The organism is Streptomyces sp. JLBG701 (genome assembly GCF_058544905.1).
In genome coordinates, this window is record NZ_CM178588.1 from 8,158,802 (window position 1) to 8,183,773 (window position 24,972).

The following is a 24,972-nucleotide window of genomic DNA, read 5'->3' on the forward strand; positions in this document are numbered from 1 at the left end:
CCCGCTCAGGCCACCGTCTCCGGGCGGCCCGCCCGTGCCCAGTGGGTGTGGAAAGCGCCGGAGCGGTCGGTGCGCTGGTAGGTGTGCGCGCCGAAGTAGTCCCGCTGGCCCTGGAGGAGCGCGGCCGGGAGGCGGTCGGCGCGCAGGGTGTCGTAGTGCGCGAGGGCGGCCGAGAAGGCCGGGACCGGAATGCCGCGCCGGGCCGCCGAGGCGACGGTCTCCCGCCAGGGCACCTGCGCGTCCGCGATCTCGGTCGCGAACTCCTTCTCCCCGAGCAGGCTGACCAGGCCCGGGTCGGCGGCGTGCGCGGCCCGGATGCGGTCGAGGAACGAGGCGCGGATGATGCAGCCGCCCCGCCAGATCGTGGCGACCGAACCCAGGTCGATCTTCCAGCCGTACTCGACGGCCGCGTCCCGGATCATCGTCCAGCCCTGGTCGTACGCGATGACCTTGGAGGCGTACAGGGCGTGTTCGACCTGCGCGGTGAACCGGTCGGCCTCGGTGCGGCTCAGCGGGGGAGTGGTGCCGCCGGGCAGGTCGCGGTAGGCGGCGCGCAGTTCGGTCTGGCCGGAGGCGGCCCGCGCGAAGGTGGCCTGGGCGATGGCGGTGACCGGGGAGGCGAGGTCCAGGGCGGTCTGCACGGTCCAGCGGCCGGTGCCCTTCTGGCCCGCGGTGTCCGCGACGATGTCGACGAACGGCCTGCCGGTGTCCTGGTCGACGTGGGCGAGGACCTCGGCGGTGATCTCGATCAGATAGGAGCCGAGCCGGCCCTCGTTCCAGGTGCGGAAGACGTCCGCGATCTCGGCGGGGGAGTAGCCGCCGACCTGGCGCAGCAGGTCGTAGGCCTCGGCGATGAGCTGCATGTCGGCGTACTCGATGCCGTTGTGGACCATCTTGACGAAGTGCCCGGCCCCGTCGCTGCCGATGTGCGCCGCGCACGGGGTGCCGTCGACCTTCGCGCTGATGTTCTCGAACATCGGGCCGAGGACGGCGTACGACTCCGCCGAACCGCCCGGCATGATCGACGGCCCGTTGAGCGCGCCCTCCTCACCGCCGGAGACACCTGCACCCACGAAGTGCAGGCCCCGCTCGCGCAGTTGGCGCTCCCGGCGCCGGGTGTCGGCGAAGTGGGCGTTGCCGGCGTCGATGACCATGTCGCCGCTCTCCAGGAGCGGGGCGAACTCGTCGATGACGGCGTCGGTGGCCTCGCCCGCCTGCACCATGATCATGAGCCGGCGCGGGCGTTCCAGGGCGGCCACGAACTCCTCGGCCGACTCGGCCGCGACGAAGGTGCCCTCGTCGCCGAACTCCTCGACGAGCGCGCGCGTGCGGTTCGCGGTGCGGTTGTGGACGGCGACGGTGTAGCCGTGGCGGGCGAAGTTGCGGGCCAGATTGCGGCCCATCACGCCGAGTCCGGTGACGCCGATCTGCGCGGACGGGTTCGTCGGGTTCATCGGGGATGCCTCTCCCTTGCCGGTGGTGAGCACGTGCTGCCCTCACGTACGTATGCGGACGCCGTTGCGTTGCCCTCGTAGCGGCACAACCGGTGCCGCTACGGTCGCGGCGGCGCGTCGAGTGCCCGACCGATGACCGACGCCGCCTCCCGGACGGCGGCGCCCAGCCGTTCGTACGGCATCGTCGTGCCCGTCGTCACCGACACCGCCGCCACCAGCACACCGTCCCTCAACACCGGGGCGGCGACGGAGAGTTCGCCCAGCCGGTACTCCTCGTGGGCCGTCGCGAGGCCGGACGCCCGGATCCGTGCCAGCTGGGCGCCGAGTGGGCCGGGCACGGTCACCGTGTAGGGGGTGTGACGCCGTACGTCGGACGGCGGCCCGTGGCCGTGGGCCAGCAGCACCTTGCCCGCGGCCGTCGCGTGCAGCGGCAGCCGTTCGCCGCTGACCAGGCACAAGGCGGTGCCGTCGCTCGGCAGGGCGATGTCCGCGTGGCCGCCGGTGCGCGTCGTCAGGGCGCGCAGCGCCGGGAGTGCCGCGTCGAGCAGCCCGCGAGGACAGGGCGCCGCCGCGCCGAGCGCGCGGATCCGGGTACCCAGCCGGTACGAGCCGTCCGTCGCCCGTTCCAGACCGCCCCACACCACCAACTCCCGCACCATCCGCAGGGCGGTGGGCACCGGCAGCCCGGTGCGGCGGGCGATCTCCGTCAAGCGGAGCGTGTCCGGCGCGCCCACGAAGGCGTCCAGCACGGAGAGGACCCGTCCCGCCACACTCTCGGCCATGCGCTCCCCGTGTTCTCATCCGGGCGTTTTCATCCAGTGAAAGCCGGGCGTTGTCGCCGTACGGCACGCCCCGCGAAGGTCAACGCATGACTCTCGCCCTGTCTTCCGACGAGCTCCTGTCCACCACCCGCGCCGTCCGCTATCGCCTCGACCTCGCCAGGCCGGTCTCGCGCCAACTCCTCGAAGAATGCGTCGACCTGGCCGTCCAGGCCCCGAGCGGACGCAACCGTCAGCGCTGGCACTTCGTGATCATCACCGACCCGGAGCGGCGGGCCGCGCTCGCCGAGGTATGGCGGGCGGGAGTGAACACCCCGGGCGACCCGCTCCCCGAGCGTGACATCCGCCGGGCGGAGGTGGCGCGTATGGAGCGCGTCTACTCCGGCGCCCAGCACCTCTACGACCACATCCACGAGGTCCCGGCGATCGTCGTCCCGTGTGTGGAGGGCCGTACCGACGACGTATCCGTTGTCCGCCAGGCCGGCACCTGGGGCTCCATCCTCCCGGCCGTGTGGAGCTTCATGCTCGCCGCCCGCGCCCGAGGCCTGGGCACCTGCTGGACCACCGGCAACCTCGCCCATGAGAAGGAGTCGGCCCGTGTCCTCGGCATCCCGTACGACGACGTGATGCAGGCGGCGTTCATCCCGGTCGCGCACACCCTCGGCACCGACTTCCGCCCGGCGCGCCGGGTGCCGAGGGAGGAGGTGCTCCACTGGGATGCCTGGTGAGGCTATTTTGAACATGTTCAATTGCGGGCGTACGCTGCCGTCATGAGCGACAGAGCCGCCCTGCTGAAGGGCATCCGTGTCTGGCTGGTCTTCTTCGTCGTCTGTCTGGTGCTCAGCGGTGTAACGGCCTTCCCCCTCGTCCACGAACTCCGCTGGACCGAGGACCTGCTGCGGCACCTCCCCGCGCCGGACGCCTTCACCGACTGGATCACCCGCGTCCGCCAGGGACTCGACACCGCCGACACCGACTACCCCTTCCTCCTCTACGGCACCGACTGGCTGGCCTTCGCGCACCTCGTCATCGCGGTCGCCTTCTATGGCCCCTACCGCGACCCCGTCCGCAACATCTGGGTCGTCGAGTTCGGGATGATCTCCTGCGCCGGGATCATCCCGCTCGCGCTGATCTGCGGGCCGATCCGCGGGATCCCCTTCTGGTGGATGGTCATCGACATGTCGTTCGGGGTGTTCGGGGTGATTCCGCTGTACGTGCTGCGCGGGAAGATCAAGCGGCTGGAGGCGCTGACCCCGAACTCGGCTCCAGTGCCGGCTATTTGAGCGCGGCCATCGTGATCCGCTGGATCACCGGGTTCATGTCCTCGCTCTTCGCGTCCGTCGAGTCGACCGACACGACCAGCGTGCGCGAGAGGTCGCGGGTCGCGGCGAGCACGGTGTTGTAGCCGTACCGGGCGCCCGACTTGAGCCAGTAGACCCGGCCCCCGTACTCGAAAACGCTGAAGCCCGGCGGACATCGTGGCGCCCTCGATCCCCGCCGGGAGCGTGCATATCTCCTTCATCTGCGGCCGGGGCACCAACTTGCCCCGGAACAGCCGCGCCAGGTCGGCGGTCGTCGAGATCATGTCGCCGGCCGCCCACCGGTCCGTCTGGTTCCTTGTTGTTTTCGGGTGGGGTGCCCGGTCCTTCAGGGCCGGGGTGAGTGCCCGCTCCCGGGTAGAGGGGCAGGGGTGGCCGGATCGCCGTCAGGGCGATTCGGCGTTCCGGACGGCGGGGTGCTGAGGCAGATCTCGATGAAGTGCAGGATTTCGGCGTTGAGGGATCGCCGGTCCGTAGCGGCCCGAGTGGTCAGCCGGGTGTGGAGGTCTTCGGGGAGTCGAAGGTTCAGCTTGATCATGGGGCAAGAGTAGGGCCACAATGGGGCCATGGCCAGGTTCCGTATGTACCCGACGAGCGAGCAGGCGAGCATGATGCTCAAGCACTGCGAGCACGCCCGGTTCGTGTGGAACATGGCCGTTGAGCAGCACTCGCACTGGCGGAAGCACAAGGCGCGCTACCGCCCGGACGGCAAGCAGTACGGAGCCCCCGGTTTCGTCGAGCAGTGCCGCCAGCTCACGGAGGCCCGGCGCGAGAATGAGTGGCTGCGCGAGGGCAACGCCGATGTGATGCAGCAGGCGCTCAAGGACTTCGCGAAGGCCAAGAACGCCAAGTTCACGTCCGGGTTCGGTGAGCCGACCTGGCGCAAGCGGTTCAAGCACGAGGGCTTTCGGGTCATCGGTACCGACCGGGTGCCGGAGTTCGAGGCAGGCGGTTGCCCGAAGGTGAATGCCAAGGGCAAGCAGGTGATGGGCCGATCCGTGGTGGTACAGAAACTCAACCGCAGGTGGGCTCAGGTCAAGGTTCCCGGCTGCGGTTGGGTCCGCTTCCGCCTCACCCGCGCCGGCCTGCCCGAGGCTAAGACCTTCCGCGTCACCTTCCGAAACGGCCAGTGGCACATCGCCTTCGCGGTCATCCCCGACCCGATCCCCGCGCCCGGCACGGGTCAGGTCATCGGCATCGACCGGGGCGTGACCGTCACGGCCGCCCTCTCGGACGGGCGGAAGCTGAACTGCCCCCAGCTCACGGCCAAAGAGAGGGCGCAGATCCGCAAGCACCAGCGCCGCGCCGCACGCGCACCCAAGGGCAGCGAGGCCAAGGCCGCCGGGTACGCCAAGGTCGCAAAGATCAAGGCCAAGGAAGCCGACCGGCGCAAGGACTGGTGTGAGAAGACCTCAACCATGCTCGCCCGCACCTGTGACCTGGTGCGGTTCGAGAAGCTGAACATCAAGAACATGACCCGCTCGGCCAAGGGTACCCTTGCCGAGCCGGGAAAAAGGGTCCGGCAGAAGGTCGGCCTGAACCGGGCGATCCTCGCCCAGGGCTGGGGCCTGCTCCACCAGCGCACCGAACACAAGGCCCCTGGACGGGTCGAGGACGTACCCGCCCCTTATACGTCTTTGCGGTGCAGCGCCTGCGGATGGATCGAGAAGAACTCGCGCAAGAGCCAAGCCGAGTTCGTCTGCGTGTCCTGCGGGTTCACCTGCAACGCCGATGAGAACGCAGCAACCAATGTCGCGGCAGGACAGGGCGGGTTCCCCCGCCCCCGGGGCTCAGCCGGTGCCGGAGGGATGACAACGGCCACCGGCCGTTCGAGCGTCCGTGAACCTCAGCCCGCCTGGGCTGGAATCCCCCTCTTTTGAGAGGGGGAGGATGTCAATCGGTCACGTCCACGAACTCCGGCGTACCGTCGGCCCTCTTCACTGCCTGGTAGCCGAGGTTGTGCGGGCCGCGGATCCGAGGGTCGGTGCCGGGGAAGTACGTGTCGCGCATCCCGGCGGGGAGCAAGACACGCCGGGTGGCCTCGGTCGCGTCGGCGTCGGGGAGTCCGGCGAGCGCGGCACGCAGGGCCTCCGCGTCCGGTCCCGCTGTGTCGTGCACGGACACCGGTAAAGAGGTGGCCAGGGCGGGCGCGGCCAGCGGGCCGGCGGCCAGGGCGATGGCGAGTGACGCGGCGAGGACGGACGTACGACTGCGCATCGGCTGCTCCAGGGGCGGGTCGGTGTGAGTCCGTGAAGATCCTCCGGCGCTACGGCGGTGTACGGATCGTCACTGAGGAGGGCATCGGCCCCTGGAGTAACCCCGAGCAACTCCCGCCCACGGCAAGGGTGTTGTGGGGGATCGCCCCTACGGGGGCCGTACGAGGGCCGAAAAACTGTTATCGCGGGCGCCTTCACCCCGTCTCCGTATCTGTGATCTTCCTCATGGCGAACCACAGGGGCGCGACTGAGAAGGTGCGTACGCACACCAAATGACACCCGAGAGGACGTTTGTGGACGGGCGGCAATGGCGCTCCACCATCGCGGCGGCGCAGGCCGGTGACCGGCAGGCCCTGGACGAGCTGGTCGCGGGCTGGCTGCCGCTGGTCTACAACGTCGTCGGCCGCGCCCTGAACGGCCACGCCGACGTGGACGACGTCGTCCAGGAGACGATGCTGCGCGCCGTCGACAACCTGGGCAGCCTGCGCGACCCGGACAGCTTCCGGTCCTGGCTGGTGGCGATCGCCATGCGGCAGATCAGGGACCGGGCCCGCCGGAAGTCGCCGGACCGGCTGCCCGAGGACCTGGCGGGCGACGCCGCCGCCGACTTCGCCGAACTCACCGTGCTGCGCCTCCAGTTGGAGGGCCAGCGGCGCGAGGTCGCGGAGGCCGTGCGCTGGCTCGACGACGAGGACCGGCAACTCCTGTCCCTGTGGTGGCTGGAGGTCGCGGGCGAACTGACCCGCCGCGAACTCGCCTCGGCCGTCGGCATCAGCCGGCAGCACGCCGCCGTGCGCGTCCAGCGGATGAAGGCCCGCTTGGAGGCCGCCCGCGGCATCGTCCGGGCCCTGGACGGAGCCTGCCCCGACCTGCAGGAGACGACGGCCCGCTGGAACGGACGCCCCGACTCCGTCTGGCGCAAGCGGCTGGCCCGGCACATCAGGAGCTGCGCCTACTGCGGCGACCCGCACGAGTCGGTCGTACCGGCGGAACGCCTTCTCGTCGGCCTCGCGCTGGTCCCCGTACCGGTCGGGTTCACTATCTCCCTGGCCTTCGGCGGCAAGACGGCCGTCGCCGCCACGACCGTCGGCTGGTCCGCCAAGGTTCTGACGGCGCTGACCAAACCGGCCGTCGCGGTCACGGCGGGCGCGACGATCGCCGCGGGCGGCGCGTACGTCGTCACCCAGCCCCCGGACGACCCGCCCCCGATCGCGACCCCCACGGCGGCGAGCACATCCCGCCCGCGCACCCCGTCACCGTCCGCGTCACCTACGGCTTCGCCCTCACCCTCGCCGTCCCCTTCCCCCACGAGGACGAAGACCGAGCTCTACGGCACGGTCGTCGACGCCGTCGACCAGGCCCCGGACCCTCAGGCGCAGCCCGCGGCCCTGCCGCACCGGCCCGAGTCCGGGATCACCAGTACGGGCGGTGCGAAGGCGGTGATGCAGCACCGCGGCGACGCCGTCACCCTCACCGGCCAGGGCTATGTCCTCGTCCGCTGGCAGATCTCCCCGAAGTCCCGGCCCGGCGCGCTGGTCATGCCGACCTGGACCGGCCTGAAGGGCAAGCTCTTCCACGTGGCCTCGGGTGGCGGCCGCCGCATGGACGACACCTTCGCCGAGACCGCCGACGGCTACACCTCCGGCATGGGCGGCCCCGAGGTCGGCTACACGGTTCTCCCGACCGGCACCCAACAGATGTGGCAGAACGAGTACTTCTACCTCGACGGCACGGTCACCCTCACCGTGAACGAACGCGGCGCCGACTACGGCCTGACCGTCTTCCCGTCCACCTGGGACGAGGCGAACGACGACATCCACTACGGCCCCCCAGCGGGCGCCATCCGCTACGGCCTGGTCCGCGACACCGGCAAGGACGACACCCCGGTACCGCAGTACGTCACCAGGGGGACGCCGGCCGACCCGGCGACGGTGGCTCAGGGCTCCCGCGTGTAGCGCTGCTGATCGAGCTCAACTGCCCCTGCGCAACGCGCACAACGCGTCGATGCGGTTCGTCGTGATCGAGTCGACGCCCATGTCGAGGAGGCGGCGCATGGAGCGGCGGGTGTCGGGGGTCCAGACGGAGACCAGGTAGCCGTCGCGGTGGACGCGGGCGGCGAGGTCCCGGTCCACCAGGCCGAAGCGGTAGTTGAGCCAGCGCGGCCGTACCGCCTCCAGCAGTGCGGGGCGCGGCGGGGCGAGCGTCGTCCAGGTCAGGGCGATCTCGGCGGCGGGGTCGGCCGCGCGCACCGCGAGCATCCAGTCCGCGCCCGCGCAGTAGTAGACGCGGTCGTCGGCCCCGCATTCGCGGACGACGTCCACCACTCGCCGTACGGCCCGCGGATCTGCCTGACCCGGCAGATCCAGCATCACCCGGCTGCCGTCGGTGGCGGAGAGGGCCTCCACCAGCGTCGGCACCCCGCCCTCCGTGACCCCGCGCACCTCGTCCGCCGACAGGGAGTTGAGCGGCCGGTCGTGCTCCCACAGCCGCTTCAACGTCTCGTCGTGCAGCAGCACGGGCACACCGTCCCGGGTGAGCCGTACGTCGATCTCCACCGCGTCCGCGCCCTGTTGGAGCGCGGAACGCAGCGAGTCGATCGTGTTCTCACGGGCACGGTAGGGGTCGCCGCGATGGGCGACGGCGGTCACGTTGTGCATGGACCCATTGTGCTGGGGCCGTGGTGGTGAGGGGTACTCAGGGCGCGAGCCATGCGGAGGTGTAGGTGTCGATCTCGTCCGCAAGGCGGGACTTGCCCGCCGCGTCCAGGAAGGAGGCCTCTACGGCGTTCTTGGCGAGGCCGGCGAGTCCCCGCTCGTCCAGGTCGAGCAGCCGTGCGGCGACCGCGTACTCGTTGTTGAGGTCGGTGCCGAACATCGGCGGGTCGTCGGAGTTGATCGTGACGAGGACCCCGGCCCGCGTGAACTCCTTGATGGGGTGCTCGTCGAGGGTGCGGACCGCGCGGGTGGCGATGTTGGAGGTCGGGCAGACCTCCAGGGCGATGCGGTGTTCGGCGAGATGCGCGAGCAGCTTCGGGTCCCGCGCGGAACTGGTGCCGTGCCCGATGCGCTCGGCCCGCAGGTCGACGAGGGCGTCCCACACCGTCTCCGGGCCGGTCGTCTCGCCCGCGTGCGGCACCGAACGCAGCCCGGCGGCGATCGCCCGGTCGAAGAACGGCTTGAACTGCGGCCGCGGTACGCCGATCTCCGGCCCGCCGAGCCCGAACGACACCAGCCCCTCCGGCCGCAGCCCGTCGTCGGTCGCGAGCCGCGCGGTCTCCTCGGCCGCCTCAAGTCCGGCCTCGCCGGGGATGTCGAAGCACCAGCGCAGTACGGTCCCGAAGTCGGCCTCGGCCGCCTTGCGCGCGTCCTCGATCGCGTCCATGAAGGCCCGCTCGTCGATGCCGCGCCGGGTCGAGGAGAACGGGGTGATGGTCAACTCGGCGTAGCGCACCTGCTGCCGGGCCATGTCCCGGGCCACCTCGTACGTCAGCAGACGTACGTCCTCCGGGGTGCGGATCAGGTCGACGACGGACAGGTACACCTCGATGAAGTGGGCGAAGTCCGTGAAGCTGAAGTAGTCGACGAGGGCCTCGGGGTCGGTGGGAACCCTGGAGTCGGGGTGGCGGGCGGCGAGTTCCGAGACGATACGGGGGGAGGCTGAGCCGACGTGATGCACGTGCAGTTCGGCCTTGGGCAGTCCGGCGATGAAGGCGTGCAGGTCGCGCGGGGCGCCGGTGGCGATGTGCTCGGTCAAGGGTTCCTCCCCGGGAACGGCGCCCCGGCCGGCGTGACGGCGGGGGCGCGGGTGATCGGCTGATCGATGACTCGGGATCATCGTAGGCCGGGCCTCCGGTGGAGGGCGTGCGGGTCGTAGCATGACGGGACGCACGCCAGACGGCAACGCATGACAAGGGGGGCCGCGCATGTCCGACGACGCGCCGACGCCGGCGACACCGGAGCCTGCCGACGCGAACCGGTCGACTCCGTCGAGCGAGGCGTCCCACGATCCGTGGGCGGCGCTCGACACGTCCGACAGCGCGGGCGGTCCTGGCGGCGCCGTCGAATCGCCCGGAGTCGCGCCCGGAACCCCGCAGCCGCCCTCCGTCCACGACCAGCGGACGGTCACGTCGCCGCCGGACGGGGGCGAGACCCCGTCATGGGCCAACCCCTTCGCGCCGCCGAGTTCTGCGGGTCATCCCGGCAGCCAGGGCAACCCCTTCGCCCCGCCGAGCCCTGCGGGTCCGGCAACTCCGACGAACGGCGCGAGCGCCCCGAGCAGCCAGGGCAACCCCTTCGCGGCGCCCATGACGCCCGCTCCCCAGGACACCGTCCCCCCGCCGCCCGTCGCACCCGGCGGTCCCGGCCAGGTTCCGTACGGCTATCCCGGCGCCCCCGTCGCACCCGGCGGCTACCCCGCATACCCGGCCCAGACCGGCTACGGCACCCCCGGCCAGCAGATGCAGGGCGCCCCCGGCTACTACGGCTGGCCCGGCATGTCCCCGTCCCCGAGCAACGGGATGGGCACGGCCGGACTGGTGCTCGGGATCCTGTCGGCCCTCATCTTCTGCATGTGGCCGCTCGCCATCGTGCTGGGCATCCTGGGCGTGGTCTTCGGCGCGCTCGGCCGCAAGAAGGCGAGCAGGGGCGAGGCCACGAACGCGGGCCAGGCCCTGGCCGGGATCATCTGCGGAGCCACGGGCATCGCCCTGGGCATCGGGATGATCGTGCTGATCACGGTGGTGTAGGAACCGTAGGGGGCCGACCGATCCCCAGGGCACCAAAGTCGGTGACAAGGGAGCGACCGTACTCAGCTCACCGGGGCTGTAGCGCGCCCCTCAGGGGCGCGGGGAACTGCGCGACCAGCCACGGACGGCCCGCACCTTTGGTACCGCGCTTCCAGCGGAGCGCCCGCGCTCCCATATCGCCTCGTCGAAGCGCCGCACGAGCCGACCGACGTTCTTGGCCTGAGCCGGAGATCCGGCCGCCACCACCCGCCGTTCGGCCGAGCCCCCGCACGCCCTTCCCTGATCAGGGCTTCCCTCCAAGCGATCTTCCCCTTGCACGCGAGTCTGGCAGCCACCACTGACAACACGTCCCCCCTTTCCCGTGTCGACTCGACACCTGGTCGACAGATTCCGTCGCGTAACCAAAAGGCAACAACGGAATCACTTGTTGGGGAACCATTGCTCTGTCAGGATCGGCACTCAAATCGAGCTGGAGCTACGCCACCCGTTCCCGGAAGACGCGGGGCGACGGCGGAGGAGAGCGACATGCACAACCCGGGCAATAGCACCCCGGAACGATTCCCGGCACAGGAGCGCCTCGCGGCCGGCGCGCAGTTCATCGCGGGCCGGCTGACCAAGGGCACCTCGGGCCGTACGCACACGGTCGTCGACCCGGCCACCGGCGAGGACGTCTACACGTACGAGCTGGCCGGCACCGAGGACGTGGACGCCGCGGTCGCCGCCGCGCGCGAGGCGTTCCCGGGATGGTCCGGGGCCACCCCCGGCGAGCGTTCGGACGCGCTGCACCGCTTCGCCGCCGTGCTCGCCGAGCGCGCGGAGGAGTTCGCCCGCGCCGAGTCCCTCCAGTGCGGCAAGCCGCTCAAGCTGACCCGCGAGTTCGACGTCCCCGGGACGATCGACAACACCGCCTTCTTCGCAGGTGCCGCACGGCATCTGCAGGGGCAGTCCGCGGGGGAGTACTCCGGCGACCACACCTCGTACGTCCGCCGCGAACCCATCGGCGTCGTCGGCTCGATCGCACCCTGGAACTACCCCCTCCAGATGGCCGCCTGGAAGATCCTCCCGGCGATCGCCGCGGGCAACACGATCGTCCTGAAGCCCGCCGAGCTCACCCCGCTCACCTCACTGCTCTTCGCCGAGGCCGCCACCGAGGCCGGCATCCCGGACGGCGTGATCAACATCGTCACCGGCACCGGCAAGGAGGCGGGCGAGCACCTCGTCGGTCACCCCGACGTGGCCATGACCTCCTTCACCGGCTCCACCCCCGTCGGCAAGCGCGTCGCCGAGATCGCGACCGCCACCGTCAAGCGGATCCACCTGGAGCTGGGCGGCAAGGCGCCCTTCGTCGTCTTCGACGACGCCGACCTGGACGCGGCCGTCAACGGCGCGGTCGCGGGGTCGCTCATCAACACCGGTCAGGACTGCACGGCCGCCACGCGCGCGTACGTGCAACGGCCCCTCTATGACGAGTTCGTCGCGAGGACGGCCGCCCTCATGGAGACCGTCCGGCTCGGCGACCCCTTCGCCCCCGGCACCGACCTCGGCCCGCTGATCTCGCACGTCCAGCGGGACCGTGTCGCCGGGTTCGTGGACCGGGCGCGTGCTTACGCGCGCGTGGTGACCGGCGGCGAGGCCCCTCAGGGGGAACTCAAGAACGGCGCGTACTATCGCCCCACTCTGGTCGCCGACGCCGCCCAGGACAGCGAGATCGTCCAGTCCGAGATCTTCGGGCCCGTCCTGGTCGTCCTGCCCTTCGACAGCGACGACGAAGGCATCCGGCTGGCCAACGACACCCCGTACGGCCTGGCCGCCTCGGCGTGGAGCAGGGACGTCTACCGATCGAACCGCGCGACCCGCGAGATCAAGGCGGGCTGCGTGTGGGTCAACGACCACATCCCGATCATCAGTGAGATGCCTCACGGCGGCTACAAGGCGTCCGGCTTCGGCAAGGACATGTCCTCGTACTCGTTCGAGGAGTACACCCAGATCAAGCACGTGATGTTCGACAACACCGCGGTTGCCCGCAAGGACTGGCACCGCACGATCTTCGGGGACCGATAGTCAGAATCCGGCCGCCAGACCACGGCCGAACCTCCCGAAAGGGCACCAAGCGCATGGAGCAGTACGAGCCCGAACCGCTGACTCCGGTCCAGCTGGCCGCGATGCGGCGCAGCCTCCGGAACGGCAGGGCCTCCCTCACCCGTCGGTCCCTGTTGCGTTCCTCCGCCGGCGGCGCGCTCGCTCTCGGCGGCCTCGGGGCGCTGAGCGCCTGCGGAATCCCCGCGGCAGGCAACACCGAGGGCGGCGTCTCCGCGGACGACCACTCGGCAACGGAGAAGACCGTCAACTTCTCCAACTGGACCGAGTACATGGACCTGGACGAGAGCGAGAAGCACCACCCCACTCTCGACGAGTTCAAGAAGCGGACCGGCATCACGGTCAGGTACACCGAGGACATCAACGACAACGTCGAGTTCTTCGGCAAGATCAAGCCGCAGCTCGCGGCGGGCCAGGACACCGGACGCGACATCATCGTCCTCACCGACTGGCTCGCGGCCCGGCTGATCCGCCTCGGGTGGGTCCAGAAACTGGACGCGTCCAACCTCCCGAACGCCTTCGCCAACCTGTCGGCGCAGTTCCGCGACCCCGACTGGGACCCCGGCCGCGCCTACTCGTACGTCTTCCAGGGCATCTCGACCGTCATCGCCTACAACAAGAAGGCACTTGACGGCGAGGAGGTGAAGTCGGTCTCCGACATGCTCGACAACCCCAAGCTCAAGGGCAAGATCGGCTTCCTGTCGGAGATGCGTGACAGCATCGGCATGACCCTGCTCGACATGGGCAAGGACCCGGCGAACTTCACCGCCGACGACTACGACGCGGCGATCGCCCGTATCCAGAAGGCCGTCGACGCGGGCCAGATCCGCCGCTTCACCGGCAACGACTACACCTCCGATCTGAGCAGCGGCGACTTCGCGGCCTGTATCGCCTGGGCCGGTGACGTGGTCCAGCTGAAGGCGGACAGTCCCGACATCGACTTCGTGATCCCGGACAGCGGATACATGACGTCGACCGACAACTTCCTGATCCCCAACAAGGCGCGTCACAAGACGAACGCCGAGCGGCTCATCGACTACTACTACGAGCCCAAGCCGGCCGCCGAGCTCGCCGCGTACATCAACTACGTGACTCCCGTCGACGGAGTGAAGCCCGAGCTGGAGAAGATCGACCCGGATGCGGCGAACAACCCGCTGATCATCCCGGACGAGGCCATGGCCGCGAAGTCCCACGCCTTCCGCTCACTGAGCTCGAAGGAAGAGACGGCCTTTGAAGAGAAGTTCGCGAAGCTGACTGGGGCGTGACCACCGTGACCAACAAGACAGACACCACCGGCGACGTCCGCCTCTCGGGCATCAGCAAGACGTACGACAACGGCTTCACCGCCGTACACCCGCTCGACCTGACCGTGCCGCAGGGCTCCTTCTTCGCCCTGCTCGGCGCGTCCGGCTGCGGCAAGACCACCACCCTGCGGATGATAGCGGGCCTGGAGGAACCTTCCTCCGGCACCGTCTTCCTCGGCGACCAGGAGGTCACCCACCTGCCGCCGTACAGGCGGCCGGTGAACACGGTCTTCCAGTCCTACGCCCTCTTCCCGCACCTCGACATCTTCGAGAACGTCGCCTTCGGTCTGCGCCGGCGCGGCATCAAGTCGGTGAAGAAGCAGGTCGAGGACATGCTGGAGCTCGTCCAGCTCGGCGAACAGGCCCGTAAGAAGCCGCACCAGCTCTCCGGTGGTCAGCAGCAGCGTGTCGCTGTGGCCCGCGCGCTGATCAACCACCCCAAGGTGCTGCTCCTCGACGAGCCCCTCGGCGCCCTCGACCTCAAGCTGCGCCGCCAGATGCAGCTGGAACTCAAGCGCATCCAGACCGAGGTCGGCATCACGTTCATCCACGTCACGCACGACCAGGAGGAGGCCATGACCATGGCCGACACGGTCGCCGTGATGAACGCGGGCCGCGTCGAACAACTCGGCTCGCCCGCCGACCTCTACGAGAACCCGAACACCACGTTCGTCGCCAACTTCCTCGGCACCTCCAATCTCATCGAGGCCGAGGTGGACTCCAAGAGCGGCGACGAGATCGTCCTCAAGGCGGGCGGCGGCAAGCTCGTCCTGCCCGAGGCGCGATGTTCCGCCCCGACGGCGACCGGCGGCAAGGTGCTGGTCGGCGTCCGCCCGGAGAAGATCTCCCTCACCCACGCCGACGACGCGGGCGACATCCCGGTGGGCCGCAACCGCATCACCGGCAAGATCGCCGACTCCAGCTTCATCGGTGTGTCGACCCAGTACGTCATCGACAGTGCCGTGTGCCCCGAGTTCGAGGTCTACTCGCAGAACATCGACCGCGACGCGCGGCTGGTGCCGGGCGCGGACGTCGTCCTGCACTGGAGCCCGGCGCACACCTTCGGGCTCGACGCCGCCCAGGACATCGACGCGGGCGTGGAGACGGTCGACGAGGAGGCAGCCTGATGTCGGCTGTCACCGAGGCGCCCCCCCTGGCGCCGACTCCCGAGATACCTGAGGCGAAGCCGCCACGCAAGCGGGGCCGCTGGACACCGTACTGGCTGCTCCTGCCCGGCATACTCTGGCTGCTGATCTTCTTCGCGCTGCCGATGATCTACCAGGGCTCCACGTCCGTGCAGACGGGCTCCCTGGAAGAGGGCTACAAGGTCACCTGGCACTTCGCGACCTACTGGGACGCGCTGTCCGAGTACTGGCCGCAGTTCCTGCGCTCGGTGCTGTACGCCGGTGCCGCGACGATCCTGTGCCTGGTGCTGGGCTACCCGCTCGCCTACCTGATCGCGTTCCGCGCGGGACGCTGGCGCAACCTGATCATGATCCTGGTGATCGCGCCGTTCTTCACCAGCTTCCTGATCCGTACGCTCGCCTGGAAGACGATCCTCGCGGACAGCGGCCCGGTGGTCTCCACCCTCAACTCGCTGCACGTCCTGGACGTCACCAGCTGGCTCGGCATGACCTCCGGCGACCGCGTGCTGGCCACGCCGCTGGCGGTCGTCTGCGGTCTGACGTACAACTTCCTGCCGTTCATGGTCCTGCCGCTCTACACCTCGCTGGAGCGCATCGACGGACGTCTCCACGAGGCGGCGGGCGACCTGTACGCCAAGCCCATCACGACCTTCCGGAAGGTCACCTTCCCGCTGTCGATGCCGGGTGTGGTGTCGGGGACGCTGCTGACCTTCATCCCGGCGGCCGGCGACTACGTGAACGCGGAACTCCTCGGCTCGACCGACACCCGCATGATCGGAAACGTCATCCAGACGCAGTTCCTGCGGATTCTGGACTATCCGACGGCGGCGGCCCTTTCCTTCATCCTCATGGCCGGAATTCTCGCCATGGTCACCTTCTACATCCGCAAGTCCGGGACGGAGGATCTGGTTTAAATGGCCTTCGTACGCTGGCTCAAGCACCATCTCGTCGTCATCGCGGGACTGCTGACGCTCGGATATCTGCTGCTGCCGAACGTCGTCGTCACGGTGTTCTCCTTCAACAATCCGAAGGGGCGCTTCAACTACGAGTGGCAGCAGTTCTCCCTGGACGCCTGGAAGGACCCCTGCGGCGTCGCCGACATGTGCGGCTCGCTGTCGATCAGCCTCCAGATCGCGTTCTGGGCGACGGTCGGCGCGACCGTCCTCGGCACGATGATCGCCTTCGCGCTGGTCCGCTACCGCTTCCGCGCGCGGGGCGCCGTCAACTCGCTGATCTTCCTGCCGATGGCGATGCCCGAAGTCGTCATGGCGGCCTCGCTGCTCACCCTGTTCCTCAACATGGGTGCTCAGTTGGGATTCTGGACGATCCTCATCGCGCACATCATGTTCTGTCTCAGCTTCGTCGTCACCGCGGTCAAGGCGCGCGTGATGTCGATGGACCCGCGCCTGGAGCAGGCGGCCCAGGACCTCTACGCCGGCCCGGTGCAGACGTTCCTGCGCGTCACGCTGCCCATCGCGGCCCCCGGAATCGCGGCGGGCGCGCTGCTCTCCTTCGCGCTCTCCTTCGACGATTTCATCATCACCAATTTCAACGCGGGTTCGACCGTCACCTTCCCCATGTTCGTCTGGGGTTCGGCACAGCGCGGAACGCCCGTTCAGATCAATGTCATCGGTACGGCCATGTTCCTGGTCGCCGTACTGTTCGTCCTGTTCTCGATGGTCATCTCAAATCGCCGGAACAGGCAAAAGGCATAACCGCGGATAGCCCTGTAGGGAGTTGAAATCATGGCCCCAAGCGCCATGAGCCGTAACAACGACTGGACACGATCTCTCTCCGAAGCCCAGCCGGTTCCGTACTGGCTGGACGACCCCGGAAAGCCCCACCCCGAGCCCGCGCTCACCGGCGCCGAGACCTGCGACCTGCTGGTCGTCGGCGGCGGATACAGCGGACTGTGGACCGCGCTGATCGCCAAGGAGCGCGACCCGCAACGGGAGGTGGTTCTCCTGGAGGGCCGCGAGGTGGGCTGGGCCGCCTCGGGCCGCAACGGCGGCTTCTGCGCCGCCTCGATCACCCACGGCCTGGCCAACGGCCTCACCCGCTGGCCGGACGAGATCCACAAGCTGGAGGAGCTGGGCGCCCGCAACCTCGACGAGATCGAGGCGGCGGTCGCCCGCTACGACCTGGACTGCGACTTCGAGCGCACCGGCGAGATCGACGTGGCGACCGAGCCGCACCAGGCGGCCGAACTCCGCGAGTGGCACGAGGAGATGGAGGCCAAGGGGCTGGCGGAGGGCACGGAGTTCCTGGACGCGGAGGAGGTCCGGCAACAAGTCGACTCACCGACATTCCTGGCAGGCCTCCACGACCGCAGGGGCGTCGCCATGGTCGACCCGGCGAAGCTGGCGTGGGGCCTGAAGCGGGCGTGTGTGCAACTCGGCGTGCGGGTCTACGAGCACACCCCGGCCCTCACCCTGAAGCCGTACGGCGCCGGAATGGCCGTACGCACGCCCTACGGCTCGATCCGCGCCCGCAAGGTCGCCCTGGGCACGAACATCTTCCCGAACCTGGTCAAGCGGGTACGGGCGTACACCGTCCCGGTCTACGACTACGCGCTGATGACGGAACCTCTGAACGCCGACCAACTGGCGTCGATCGGCTGGAAGAACCGCCAGGGCCTGGGGGACAGCGCCAACCAGTTCCACTACTTCCGGCTGTCCGCCGACAACCGGATCCTCTGGGGCGGCTACGACGCGATCTATCCGTACGGCGGCCGGGTGCGCGCCGAGTACGACGACCGCCCGGAGACGTACGCCAAGCTCGCCGGCCACTTCTTCACCTGCTTCCCGCAGTTGGAGGGCGTGAACTTCACGCACGCGTGGGGCGGCGCGATCGACACCTGCTCGCGCTTCTCGGCGTTCTTCGGGACGGCGTATCAGGGGAAGGTGGCGTACGCGGCCGGGTACACGGGCCTGGGTGTGGGCGCGACCCGCTTCGGCGCGGACGTGATGCTGGACCTGCTGGCGGGGGAGCGTACGGAGCGCACCTCGCTGGAGATGGTCCGCAAGAAGCCGCTGCCCTTCCCGCCGGAACCCTTCGCCTGGACGGGCATCGCGCTGACCAAGTGGTCGCTGGCCCGGGCCGACGCGCACGGCGGGCGGCGCAACCTGTGGTTGAAGACGATGGACAAGCTGGGGCTCGGCTTCGACAGCTGACCCGCTCAGCCAGTGTGATCCGGATCACTGTCAACTGGTAGCCGAAACCCGCGTAATGCTCCCGGCAGGACCTCCCTCTCTCTCGTGACGCGACCAGCGTCGACACGAGATTTCTCGAAAGAGGGAGGTCCCCATCATGACTGGGGCGAAGACGGCGGTGGAGTGGCTGGCATCCGTGGCGCCGGATCCCGAGGCCTGCCGCTGGGAGTGGGAACGCAACCCCCTGGGGGTCGCGCTGCTCCCCGCCGGCAAAGCCTGGGACGTACTCATCCTGCCGAGTGAGCTGGGCTATCCCACGCTCGACATCCTCACCCGGATCCTGGACCAACCGGGCCCGGTCCTGGTCGACTTCGGCGACGCGCGGATGGGTTTCCTGGTTCCGCCGGGCACGGCCGCGCGCTGGGTCGGCACGGGTATCCGTACGGCGGGACGCGGCACCTGGATCGTGGTCCCCTACCCCGGACGCGCGACCGGCGGTGTCCGCTGGCTGGTCCCGCCGGACGGCTCCGGCACCCTCACCGACCCGGCGCTCCTGGAACTGGCGATGCACGAGGCGGCGGCGGGGCTGGCGACGGAGGGGGACTCGTGACGGACGTCTGAAGAGCCGGAGGCATCCCCCCTCGGCTGGTCATCACCTGGCTATCCCCTCGCTCTCGTCGGTCGCCCGTGCGGCCGACGCGGACCTGGCGAGGAACGGCGGCTGGACACGCGCAGCGGGCACCATCGTCAACTCACCTGCGCGCAGTGGTGGTTCGGCGCTCCGGCGATCCCGGCCGGCAGCGACAACGCCCAGTGCGCGCAGACGGGGACGAAGCCGGGAGTCCCAGCGGACGTTCGACGGCTGCTTCGGCCGACACCGACACCGACGCCCTAGGCTGGCGGCATGACGGACTATCCGGGGTTCGGTGTGACCCCCGACCTACTGGCCGGCCTGGCTACCGTCCTGGGTATCCCCGCCGCCGACTTGGCCGCCCTGACCGCCGTAGAACTGCCCGACGGGACACCGCCACCGATCCCGGCGGCGGCCGACGCGGCCGAGTTGATCTGGAACGTCCGCCGCCTGACGGCTGACCAGATGCGGCAGATCAGCGACGAGGCGAAGGCCGTGCGGCCGGCGTGACCTACTCCGGCGACGTCGTCTTCAACGCCAGCCAAAGCTCCATCCGTACATCCGGATCGTCCAGTGACCGCCCGAGGATCTCCTCGACCCGTCGCATTCGGTAGCGCAGGGTGTGGCGGTGGACGCCCAGGTCGGCTGCTGCCGCGTCCCATTGGCCGTGGTGGGAGAGCCAGGCGCGTAGGGAGGCGACCAGGTCGCCGCGGCCTGTTGCGTCGTGTTCGTGGAGGGGGCGGAGAAGGCCGTCCGCGAATGCCCGTACCGCGTCGTCTGCCAGCAGCGGAAGTACCGAGCCGGCTGCCAACTGCTCGTGCTCGACGAAGATCCGGCCCCGCCGGCGCGCGACCGACAGTGCCTGTTCGGCCTGTTTGTACGCGGCGGCGGCCGTGATCGGGCCGGCGGGGGCTGAGAGGCCCGCGATCAGTTCGTCGCCGGGGGTGGTCGGGTCCTGTGGTGTTCCGGACCGCGCCGCCTCCAACGCCGTCGCGTACTCACCGCAGGCGGCGACCGCGGCGCCACCGTCGCTCGCCAGCACCACCAGGCGTTCGCCGTCCGGGACCACCAGCACGGCTTCTCCCGACCGGGCCGCCGCCGACTCCACGATCTCCGTGAGCCCGCCCAGCGGGTCGGCAGTGGTCGGCGCGGAAGCCGATTCCGCCACGATCACACGGAAGGGGGCGTCGAGGAGGCCGCCGTACAGATCTCCCGCGACGGCCCGGGCGTGGTCCGGCTGGCCGGCGAGCAGCAGGCGCAGCACCGCCGTGCCGATTCGTTGCTCGGCCGCGTGCAGGGAGCGGGACCGTTCCGTCGTCAGGGTCAGCAGGGCGATCGCCGAGTGGACCGCGTACCGCTCCGCCGTGCCCAGCGTGGCCGCCGTCCCCACCGCCAGCGCCGCGCGGGGGCGGCGTCCGGTGCCCAGGGAGTGCAGCTCGACACGGTCCTCGTTGTCCGGGCCGCCCACCACCGAGGAAGCCGGTGCGGGGCGCTCCCGCAGCCGTTCCACGTCCGGCGTCAGACGTGCCGCCCGCCGGCCCGCCCACTCCGGTGCCGTCGCGACCACCGCGCCCGAGGCGTCGTACAGGGCGGCCCAGCCGTCGACCTGCGAGGCGAGTGCGGCGAGCAGGCCCTCCGGGCCGTCCGACAGGGTCTGCTTCGTCAGTTCGCGCTGGGCCGCGAAACCCGCCGTCACCGCCCGGTACTGATCGGCCGCGATCGCCGCCGACACGGCCTTGCTGATCGCCAGGAAGGGTGTCTTGCGCGGTACCTCCAGCAGCGGCAGGTCCGCCTCCTGCGCCGCGTCGACCAGCGCCTTCGGGATCTCCTCGTAGTGGACCCCGACCGCGAAGCCGAGCCCTGCGACCCCCGCCCCGGCCAGCCGCTTCACATAGCGGCGCATCGCCTCCGGGTCCTCCGCGTCCAGCTTCAGCGCGGTGATCAGCAGCAGCTCCCCGCCCTCCATGTAGGGGACGGGGTCGGTGAGCTCACTGGCGTGTGCCCAGCGCACGGGCACGTCCAGCCGGTCCTCGCCCGCCCGCACCTTCAACTTGAGGGTGGAGTGCTGGACGAGCGAGGCGAGCGTGGGGGCCATGAGGCCGATTCTGCCTCAGCCCCGCAGATCCACCAGCAGCGGCGGCGCGTGCTCGCCCTTCACGTTCGTCAGGGACAGCACCGCGTGCCCCGGCGGCACCCCGTGCGCGAGTTCGGACGCGGACCACCGCTCCCGCTCGACCTGTCGCACGGTCACCGCCCGCGCGGTCGGCGCCTTGCCGGTGATCACCCGCCGCAGCATGTGCACGGCCTTGCCCGCCGGTGTCTCGGCGATGATCTGCCGGTCGGTGACGTCGGTCGCCTCGGTCCACTCCTTGCCCCACACCTCGGCGAAGTCCTGGCCGTCCCAGGGGGTGAGCCCTGACAGCGCCATCCGGCAGCCGGCCGCGCCGAGCAGCGGGCCGCGCAACGGCCGCGGCGCGTCGTCGAGGGTGCGCAGGGTCAGTACGGCCCCGGCGTTCGCGGACCGCAGCCGCTGGATCCCCCGTACCGACTCCGGAGTCACCACCCCCGTGGCGTCGTCCAGCACCAGACACGCGAACAGCGACCGGTCCTCCCGCACCGACACGCTCGACGTGAACTGAGCCAGCACCAGCCGCGCCAGCATCCGCGAGGCGTCCGCGTGCCCGCGCTCCGGCAGGTCGATACGGACCCGGACCGGGTGATCGAGGGCCTTGAGCGAGAACGGCCGCGACTGTCCGGACGTATCGAAGAAGCCCGCGAAGGCCGGTCGGTCGAGCAACGCCACGCGGTCCGCGAGGACGCTCCCCACATCTCCCGGGTGGCCCAACTGCCGCTCCCGCGCGTCCAGTTCACGCAACAGCGACGCCTGGCCCGAGTCCTCAAGGCCCTTCCGCAGCGCGCCCAGCGGCCCCGGCGCCCCGTCGAGCAGCTGCCGCAGCTCCGGCACGGAGGGGAACCGGCCGTGGACCGCCCGGAACGGGCCGAGCAGCTGCGCCAGCACCGTCGTGGAACGGCGGCTGTCACCGCCCGGATGCGGATCGGCCAGGTCTCCGACCAGCGCCTCCGCGAGCACGGCCGCGGCCTCGTCCGGGTCCGCCGTGCCGCCGTACAGGTCGAGGTCGTACACGGATTCCGGATTCCCGATCCGTACGACGACGTCGTACGCGTCGGCCGGGCCGAGCCCCGCGCCCGCCGCGCCGACCACGACCACGGCGGCCCGCCCGGCGAGCGCGTGCAGGCACAGCGACTCGGCGAGGGGCCGGACGACGCTGCCCGTCTTGCCGGAGCCGGCCGGGCCGATCGCGAGGAGGGACGTGCCGAGCAACTCGGGGCCGAGGGCGAGGCCGACGCCGCGGTAGGCGTACGGATTGCGGGCGTCGTCGGCCGTCGTGCCCAGGCGCACCTGGCCGGTGAGGAGGTCGTGACGGGCGATCCGGGCCGCCAGGTCGCGCTCCCCGGACGGGTGCGGACAGGCCGCGGCGCCGTCCTTGAGGACTGCCCCGGTGAAGGTGGCGAGGCTGTGCCGGCCGCTGCGTACGCCCTGCCAGGCCCGGGTGATCCGGGCGTGGTCGACGTCCCGCATCAGCCCGGAACGGGCCTCGGCGGTGAGCCGGTCGGCTACGTCCACGGCACCGGCGGCGCGCAGCGCGGGCCACTCGGCGGGGTCCTGCTCGGGGGCGGGCGGACGCTCGCTCGCGGGGGCCGCCTTGCGCCAGGCGGGCAGCCCGTAGCGCTGCCAGATCTCACCCCACCGGCCAAGGCGGCCCACACCGATCATGATGATCAGGGCTACGACCAGGTAGTACGCGTAGACGACCACGACCGCGCCGAAGCTGTGCGGCTGGGCCCACGACTCCGGGATCATCGCGTAGAGGGGGAGCAGCCACCAGCCGCCCAGGTAGCCGTTCCACAGCAGCGACCAGATCAGCCACCCCACGAGGAACGCGATCACCGCACCGCCGAACAGCTGCCGCGCGGGGATGATCTCCGGCTCCTCCGCCGGCCGCGGCCTGTGCCCGAACCGCCAGACGCCCGGAGCCGCCTCCGGCCGCGGCGCCCGCAGCCAGGTCAGGAACGCCGAGCCGTCCGGCAGCGGCGGCATCCCGGGCGCCACCGAGGGCCTCGGCGGCACCACGGCGCCCTCTCGCGGCCCCGCCGGACGCGGCACCGGGTTCGCATGCGTGCCCCGTGCGTCCTGCGTCCCGTCGCTGTCCATCGCCTTGCCCCCTGAGCAGCCGCTCCGTCCACCATCAGCGAGTCAATCTAACGCGCCTGTCTGGGGAGTTCACCGTTCGTACCGCCCGGCGCGCGGATCGGACGCTGTGCGCCGTTGTGTCCAGCACCTGTCCACCACGGACAAAGCCACCCCCCGGACAACGCCCACATGGAGCATGCCCACCCCCCTTGGACGGTCCTAGCCTGCGAGAAAAGAAGAAAGCGTCCGCGACACCACGTCCGTAACACCCCAGGAGCCCCTCATGACCGCACTTCCGCAGGAGCGCCGCGTCGTCACCGCCATCCCCGGCCCGAAGTCGCAGGAGCTGCAGGCCCGCCGCCTCGCCGCGGTCGCGCAGGGCGTGGGTTCCGTGCTGCCCGTCTTCACCGCGCGCGCGGGCGGCGGGATCATCGAGGACGTCGACGGCAACCGGCTCATCGACTTCGGTTCCGGCATCGCCGTGACCAGTGTCGGAGCGTCCGCCGAGGCCGTCGTACGCCGCGCCTCCGCGCAGCTCGCCGACTTCACCCACACCTGTTTCATGGTCACGCCGTACGAGGGGTACGTCGAGGTCGCCGAGGCCCTCGCTGAGCTCACGCCGGGCGACCACTCCAAGAAGTCCGCCCTGTTCAACAGCGGTGCCGAGGCCGTCGAGAACGCCGTCAAGATCGCCCGTGCGTACACCAAGCGCCAGGCCGTCGTCGTCTTCGACCACGGCTACCACGGTCGTACGAACCTCACCATGGCGCTCACCGCCAAGAACATGCCGTACAAGCACGGCTTCGGGCCGTTCGCGCCCGAGGTGTACCGCGTGCCGGTCGCCTACGGCTACCGCTGGCTGACCGGTCCGGAGAATGCCGGTGCCGAGGCGTCCGCGCAGGCCCTCGACATGATCAACAAGCAGGTCGGTGCCGACAACGTCGCCGCGATCATCATCGAGCCGGTGCTCGGCGAGGGCGGCTTCATCGAGCCGGCCAAGGGCTTCCTGCCCGCGATCCGCCAGTTCGCCGCCGACAACGGCATCGTCTTCGTCGCGGACGAGATCCAGTCCGGCTTCTGCCGTACCGGGCAGTGGTTCGCGTGCGAGGACGAGGGTATCGTGCCCGACCTGATCACCACCGCCAAGGGCATCGCGGGCGGTCTGCCGCTGGCCGCCGTGACCGGCCGCGCCGAGATCATGGACGCCGCGCACGCGGGCGGCCTGGGCGGCACCTACGGCGGAAACCCGGTGGCGTGCGCGGGTGCGCTGGGCTCGATCGAGACCATGAAGGAGCTCGACCTCAACGCCAAGGCCAAGAACATCGAGGCGATCATGAAGGCCCGCCTCGCCGCCATGGCCGAGAAGTTCGACATCATCGGTGACGTGCGCGGCCGGGGCGCGATGATCGCCATTGAGCTGGTCAAGGACCGCACCACCAAGGAGCCGAACGCGGAGGCCACCGCCGCCCTCGCCAAGGCCTGCCACCAGGAGGGCCTGCTGGTCCTGACCTGTGGCACCTACGGCAACGTGCTCCGGTTCCTGCCCCCGCTCGTCATCGGCGAGGACCTCCTCAACGAGGGCCTCGACATCATCGAGCAGGCCTTCGCGCGTATCTGACGTGTCAGTGCGCATCTGAGACAACAGCCGAAAATCGCAGCTCAGGCACAAGGGACGCACAAGTGGTTCACTGTTGTACCACCTCGGGCGTCCCACCCGCCCCAGCCCTTGCCTCCCTTGGGATTGCACGGCCGGGGTGGCCGCCGTCAGAGCGTGTGAAGAAGGTGTGCGAGGTGCATGACGGGACGCGATTCCGCCTGTCGCACCCGCACCCCCTGCCGTAGGTTCTACCCAGATGAGAGATACACCCCGCCCACAGGGGACTGTGGGCGACGCCAGGCCGGGGCCTCCCCAGCTTCG

General features: G+C 70.2%; 20 protein-coding genes and 5 pseudogenes. 15 read left to right on the plus strand and 10 right to left on the minus strand.

Annotated elements, in window-relative coordinates:
• Positions 1-5: 5 nt before the first annotated feature.
• Both gnd and AC5DRG_RS37775 read right to left on the minus strand, forming a co-directional pair.
• Complete coding sequence (gene gnd, locus AC5DRG_RS37770) at positions 6-1,454, minus strand: NADP-dependent phosphogluconate dehydrogenase (protein ID WP_491804197.1); 1,449 nt, start codon at positions 1,452-1,454, stop codon at positions 6-8.
• Positions 1,455-1,552: 98 nt separating this feature from the next.
• Positions 1,553-2,236 carry an IclR family transcriptional regulator gene (locus AC5DRG_RS37775; RefSeq protein WP_491804199.1) on the minus strand — a complete coding sequence of 228 codons (684 nt, stop codon included), beginning with the start codon at positions 2,234-2,236 and terminating at the stop codon, positions 1,553-1,555.
• 86 nt (positions 2,237-2,322) lie between these two features.
• On the opposite strand from AC5DRG_RS37775, the gene AC5DRG_RS37780 reads away from it, so the two are divergent.
• Positions 2,323-2,961: a nitroreductase family protein gene (locus AC5DRG_RS37780; RefSeq protein ID WP_491804201.1), complete on the plus strand. Its 639-nt coding sequence runs from the start codon at positions 2,323-2,325 to the stop codon at positions 2,959-2,961.
• A 42-nt stretch (positions 2,962-3,003) separates the two neighbouring features.
• On the plus strand, positions 3,004-3,516 hold the full coding sequence (locus tag AC5DRG_RS37785) for a hypothetical protein (RefSeq protein WP_491804202.1): 513 nt from the start codon (positions 3,004-3,006) through the stop codon (positions 3,514-3,516).
• On the opposite strand, the pseudogene AC5DRG_RS37790 reads toward AC5DRG_RS37785, so the two are convergent.
• Both AC5DRG_RS37790 and AC5DRG_RS37795 read right to left on the minus strand, forming a co-directional pair.
• Positions 3,509-3,857, minus strand: a pseudogene (locus tag AC5DRG_RS37790) (peptidase); the annotation flags it as partial. The gene AC5DRG_RS37785 and the pseudogene AC5DRG_RS37790 overlap by 8 nt on opposite strands.
• Positions 3,858-3,880: 23 nt before the next feature.
• On the minus strand, positions 3,881-4,204 hold the full coding sequence (locus AC5DRG_RS37795; protein ID WP_491804203.1) for an Arc family DNA-binding protein: 324 nt from the start codon (positions 4,202-4,204) through the stop codon (positions 3,881-3,883).
• On the opposite strand from AC5DRG_RS37795, the gene AC5DRG_RS37800 reads away from it, so the two are divergent.
• Positions 4,119-5,432, plus strand: a complete 1,314-nt coding sequence (locus tag AC5DRG_RS37800) for an RNA-guided endonuclease InsQ/TnpB family protein (RefSeq protein WP_491804204.1) — start codon at positions 4,119-4,121, stop codon at positions 5,430-5,432. The genes AC5DRG_RS37795 and AC5DRG_RS37800 overlap by 86 nt on opposite strands.
• A gap of 16 nt (positions 5,433-5,448) precedes the next feature.
• On the opposite strand, the pseudogene AC5DRG_RS37805 reads toward AC5DRG_RS37800, so the two are convergent.
• Positions 5,449-5,601, minus strand: a pseudogene (locus AC5DRG_RS37805) (peptidase); the annotation flags it as partial.
• 439 nt (positions 5,602-6,040) lie between these two features.
• Between AC5DRG_RS37805 and AC5DRG_RS37810 the strand changes: the two are divergent.
• Complete coding sequence (locus tag AC5DRG_RS37810) at positions 6,041-7,723, plus strand: RNA polymerase sigma factor (protein WP_491804206.1); 1,683 nt, start codon at positions 6,041-6,043, stop codon at positions 7,721-7,723.
• Positions 7,724-7,738: 15 nt separating this feature from the next.
• Here the strand turns inward: AC5DRG_RS37810 and AC5DRG_RS37815 are convergent, their stop codons facing one another.
• Together AC5DRG_RS37815 and AC5DRG_RS37820 are read right to left on the minus strand one after the other, a co-directional pair.
• Positions 7,739-8,425: a glycerophosphodiester phosphodiesterase gene (locus AC5DRG_RS37815; protein WP_491804207.1), complete on the minus strand. Its 687-nt coding sequence runs from the start codon at positions 8,423-8,425 to the stop codon at positions 7,739-7,741.
• A 37-nt stretch (positions 8,426-8,462) separates the two neighbouring features.
• Positions 8,463-9,612: pseudogene (locus tag AC5DRG_RS37820) on the minus strand (adenosine deaminase); the annotation flags it as partial.
• Positions 9,613-9,690: 78 nt separating this feature from the next.
• Here AC5DRG_RS37820 and AC5DRG_RS37825 point away from each other — a divergent pair.
• Positions 9,691-10,512: a DUF4190 domain-containing protein gene (locus tag AC5DRG_RS37825; RefSeq protein WP_491804208.1), complete on the plus strand. Its 822-nt coding sequence runs from the start codon at positions 9,691-9,693 to the stop codon at positions 10,510-10,512.
• 159 nt (positions 10,513-10,671) lie between these two features.
• Here the strand turns inward: AC5DRG_RS37825 and AC5DRG_RS37830 are convergent.
• Positions 10,672-10,770 (minus strand): annotated as a pseudogene (locus AC5DRG_RS37830) (DUF1768 domain-containing protein); the annotation flags it as partial.
• 267 nt (positions 10,771-11,037) lie between these two features.
• Between AC5DRG_RS37830 and AC5DRG_RS37835 the strand changes: the two are divergent.
• From AC5DRG_RS37835 to AC5DRG_RS37875, 9 genes and pseudogenes are all read left to right on the plus strand, one after another.
• Complete coding sequence (locus tag AC5DRG_RS37835; protein ID WP_491804209.1) at positions 11,038-12,573, plus strand: gamma-aminobutyraldehyde dehydrogenase; 1,536 nt, start codon at positions 11,038-11,040, stop codon at positions 12,571-12,573.
• 53 nt (positions 12,574-12,626) lie between these two features.
• Complete coding sequence (locus tag AC5DRG_RS37840; protein WP_491804210.1) at positions 12,627-13,874, plus strand: polyamine ABC transporter substrate-binding protein; 1,248 nt, start codon at positions 12,627-12,629, stop codon at positions 13,872-13,874.
• Positions 13,871-15,040: an ABC transporter ATP-binding protein gene (locus tag AC5DRG_RS37845; protein ID WP_491804211.1), complete on the plus strand. Its 1,170-nt coding sequence runs from the start codon at positions 13,871-13,873 to the stop codon at positions 15,038-15,040. Before AC5DRG_RS37840 ends, AC5DRG_RS37845 begins: the two co-directional genes overlap by 4 nt.
• Positions 15,040-15,972, plus strand: coding sequence for an ABC transporter permease (locus tag AC5DRG_RS37850; RefSeq protein ID WP_491804212.1), 933 nt, complete (start codon positions 15,040-15,042; stop codon positions 15,970-15,972). The genes AC5DRG_RS37845 and AC5DRG_RS37850 overlap by 1 nt, the downstream gene beginning before the upstream one ends.
• On the plus strand, positions 15,973-16,773 hold the full coding sequence (locus tag AC5DRG_RS37855) for an ABC transporter permease (RefSeq protein ID WP_491804213.1): 801 nt from the start codon (positions 15,973-15,975) through the stop codon (positions 16,771-16,773). It abuts the gene before it with no gap.
• Between the two features lie 30 nt (positions 16,774-16,803).
• Positions 16,804-18,231, plus strand: coding sequence for an NAD(P)/FAD-dependent oxidoreductase (locus AC5DRG_RS37860; protein WP_491804215.1), 1,428 nt, complete (start codon positions 16,804-16,806; stop codon positions 18,229-18,231).
• A 136-nt stretch (positions 18,232-18,367) separates the two neighbouring features.
• The gene (locus tag AC5DRG_RS37865; RefSeq protein WP_491804217.1) at positions 18,368-18,820 is read left to right on the plus strand and encodes a hypothetical protein; all 453 of its coding nucleotides are present in this window, start codon (positions 18,368-18,370) and stop codon (positions 18,818-18,820) included.
• A 7-nt stretch (positions 18,821-18,827) separates the two neighbouring features.
• Positions 18,828-19,042: pseudogene (locus AC5DRG_RS37870) on the plus strand (chitinase); the annotation flags it as partial.
• A gap of 72 nt (positions 19,043-19,114) precedes the next feature.
• Positions 19,115-19,351: a hypothetical protein gene (locus AC5DRG_RS37875; protein ID WP_491804218.1), complete on the plus strand. Its 237-nt coding sequence runs from the start codon at positions 19,115-19,117 to the stop codon at positions 19,349-19,351.
• 1 nt (position 19,352) lies between these two features.
• Here the strand turns inward: AC5DRG_RS37875 and AC5DRG_RS37880 are convergent, their stop codons facing one another.
• Together AC5DRG_RS37880 and AC5DRG_RS37885 are read right to left on the minus strand one after the other, a co-directional pair.
• Entirely contained in the window at positions 19,353-20,936 is a 1,584-nt protein-coding gene (locus AC5DRG_RS37880; protein WP_491804219.1) for a PucR family transcriptional regulator, read from the minus strand.
• 15 nt (positions 20,937-20,951) lie between these two features.
• Complete coding sequence (locus tag AC5DRG_RS37885; RefSeq protein WP_491804220.1) at positions 20,952-23,075, minus strand: ATP-binding protein; 2,124 nt, start codon at positions 23,073-23,075, stop codon at positions 20,952-20,954.
• A gap of 262 nt (positions 23,076-23,337) precedes the next feature.
• Here AC5DRG_RS37885 and gabT point away from each other — a divergent pair, with 262 nt between their 5' ends.
• Positions 23,338-24,672, plus strand: coding sequence for a 4-aminobutyrate--2-oxoglutarate transaminase (gene gabT / locus AC5DRG_RS37890; RefSeq protein WP_491804221.1), 1,335 nt, complete (start codon positions 23,338-23,340; stop codon positions 24,670-24,672).
• Positions 24,673-24,972 lie beyond the last annotated feature (300 nt).

Bases quoted from the DNA above. Each gene is read 5' to 3' on its own strand.
- AC5DRG_RS37780 (WP_491804201.1), top strand. From the start codon at position 2,323: ATGACTCTCGCCCTGTCTTCCGACGAGCTCCTGTCCACCACCCGCGCC.
- AC5DRG_RS37815 (WP_491804207.1), bottom strand. From the start codon at position 8,425: ATGCACAACGTGACCGCCGTCGCCCATCGCGGCGACCCCTACCGTGCC.
- gnd (WP_491804197.1), bottom strand. From the start codon at position 1,454: ATGAACCCGACGAACCCGTCCGCGCAGATCGGCGTCACCGGACTCGGC.
- AC5DRG_RS37840 (WP_491804210.1), top strand. From the start codon at position 12,627: ATGGAGCAGTACGAGCCCGAACCGCTGACTCCGGTCCAGCTGGCCGCG.
- AC5DRG_RS37865 (WP_491804217.1), top strand. From the start codon at position 18,368: ATGACTGGGGCGAAGACGGCGGTGGAGTGGCTGGCATCCGTGGCGCCG.
- AC5DRG_RS37880 (WP_491804219.1), bottom strand. From the start codon at position 20,936: ATGGCCCCCACGCTCGCCTCGCTCGTCCAGCACTCCACCCTCAAGTTG.
- AC5DRG_RS37810 (WP_491804206.1), top strand. From the start codon at position 6,041: ATGACACCCGAGAGGACGTTTGTGGACGGGCGGCAATGGCGCTCCACC.
- AC5DRG_RS37785 (WP_491804202.1), top strand. From the start codon at position 3,004: ATGAGCGACAGAGCCGCCCTGCTGAAGGGCATCCGTGTCTGGCTGGTC.
- AC5DRG_RS37835 (WP_491804209.1), top strand. From the start codon at position 11,038: ATGCACAACCCGGGCAATAGCACCCCGGAACGATTCCCGGCACAGGAG.
- gabT (WP_491804221.1), top strand. From the start codon at position 23,338: ATGACCGCACTTCCGCAGGAGCGCCGCGTCGTCACCGCCATCCCCGGC.
- AC5DRG_RS37860 (WP_491804215.1), top strand. From the start codon at position 16,804: ATGGCCCCAAGCGCCATGAGCCGTAACAACGACTGGACACGATCTCTC.
- AC5DRG_RS37775 (WP_491804199.1), bottom strand. From the start codon at position 2,236: ATGGCCGAGAGTGTGGCGGGACGGGTCCTCTCCGTGCTGGACGCCTTC.
- AC5DRG_RS37800 (WP_491804204.1), top strand. From the start codon at position 4,119: ATGGCCAGGTTCCGTATGTACCCGACGAGCGAGCAGGCGAGCATGATG.
- AC5DRG_RS37825 (WP_491804208.1), top strand. From the start codon at position 9,691: ATGTCCGACGACGCGCCGACGCCGGCGACACCGGAGCCTGCCGACGCG.
- AC5DRG_RS37795 (WP_491804203.1), bottom strand. From the start codon at position 4,204: ATGTTCCACACGAACCGGGCGTGCTCGCAGTGCTTGAGCATCATGCTC.
- AC5DRG_RS37850 (WP_491804212.1), top strand. From the start codon at position 15,040: ATGTCGGCTGTCACCGAGGCGCCCCCCCTGGCGCCGACTCCCGAGATA.
- AC5DRG_RS37885 (WP_491804220.1), bottom strand. From the start codon at position 23,075: ATGGACAGCGACGGGACGCAGGACGCACGGGGCACGCATGCGAACCCG.
- AC5DRG_RS37875 (WP_491804218.1), top strand. From the start codon at position 19,115: ATGACGGACTATCCGGGGTTCGGTGTGACCCCCGACCTACTGGCCGGC.
- AC5DRG_RS37855 (WP_491804213.1), top strand. From the start codon at position 15,973: ATGGCCTTCGTACGCTGGCTCAAGCACCATCTCGTCGTCATCGCGGGA.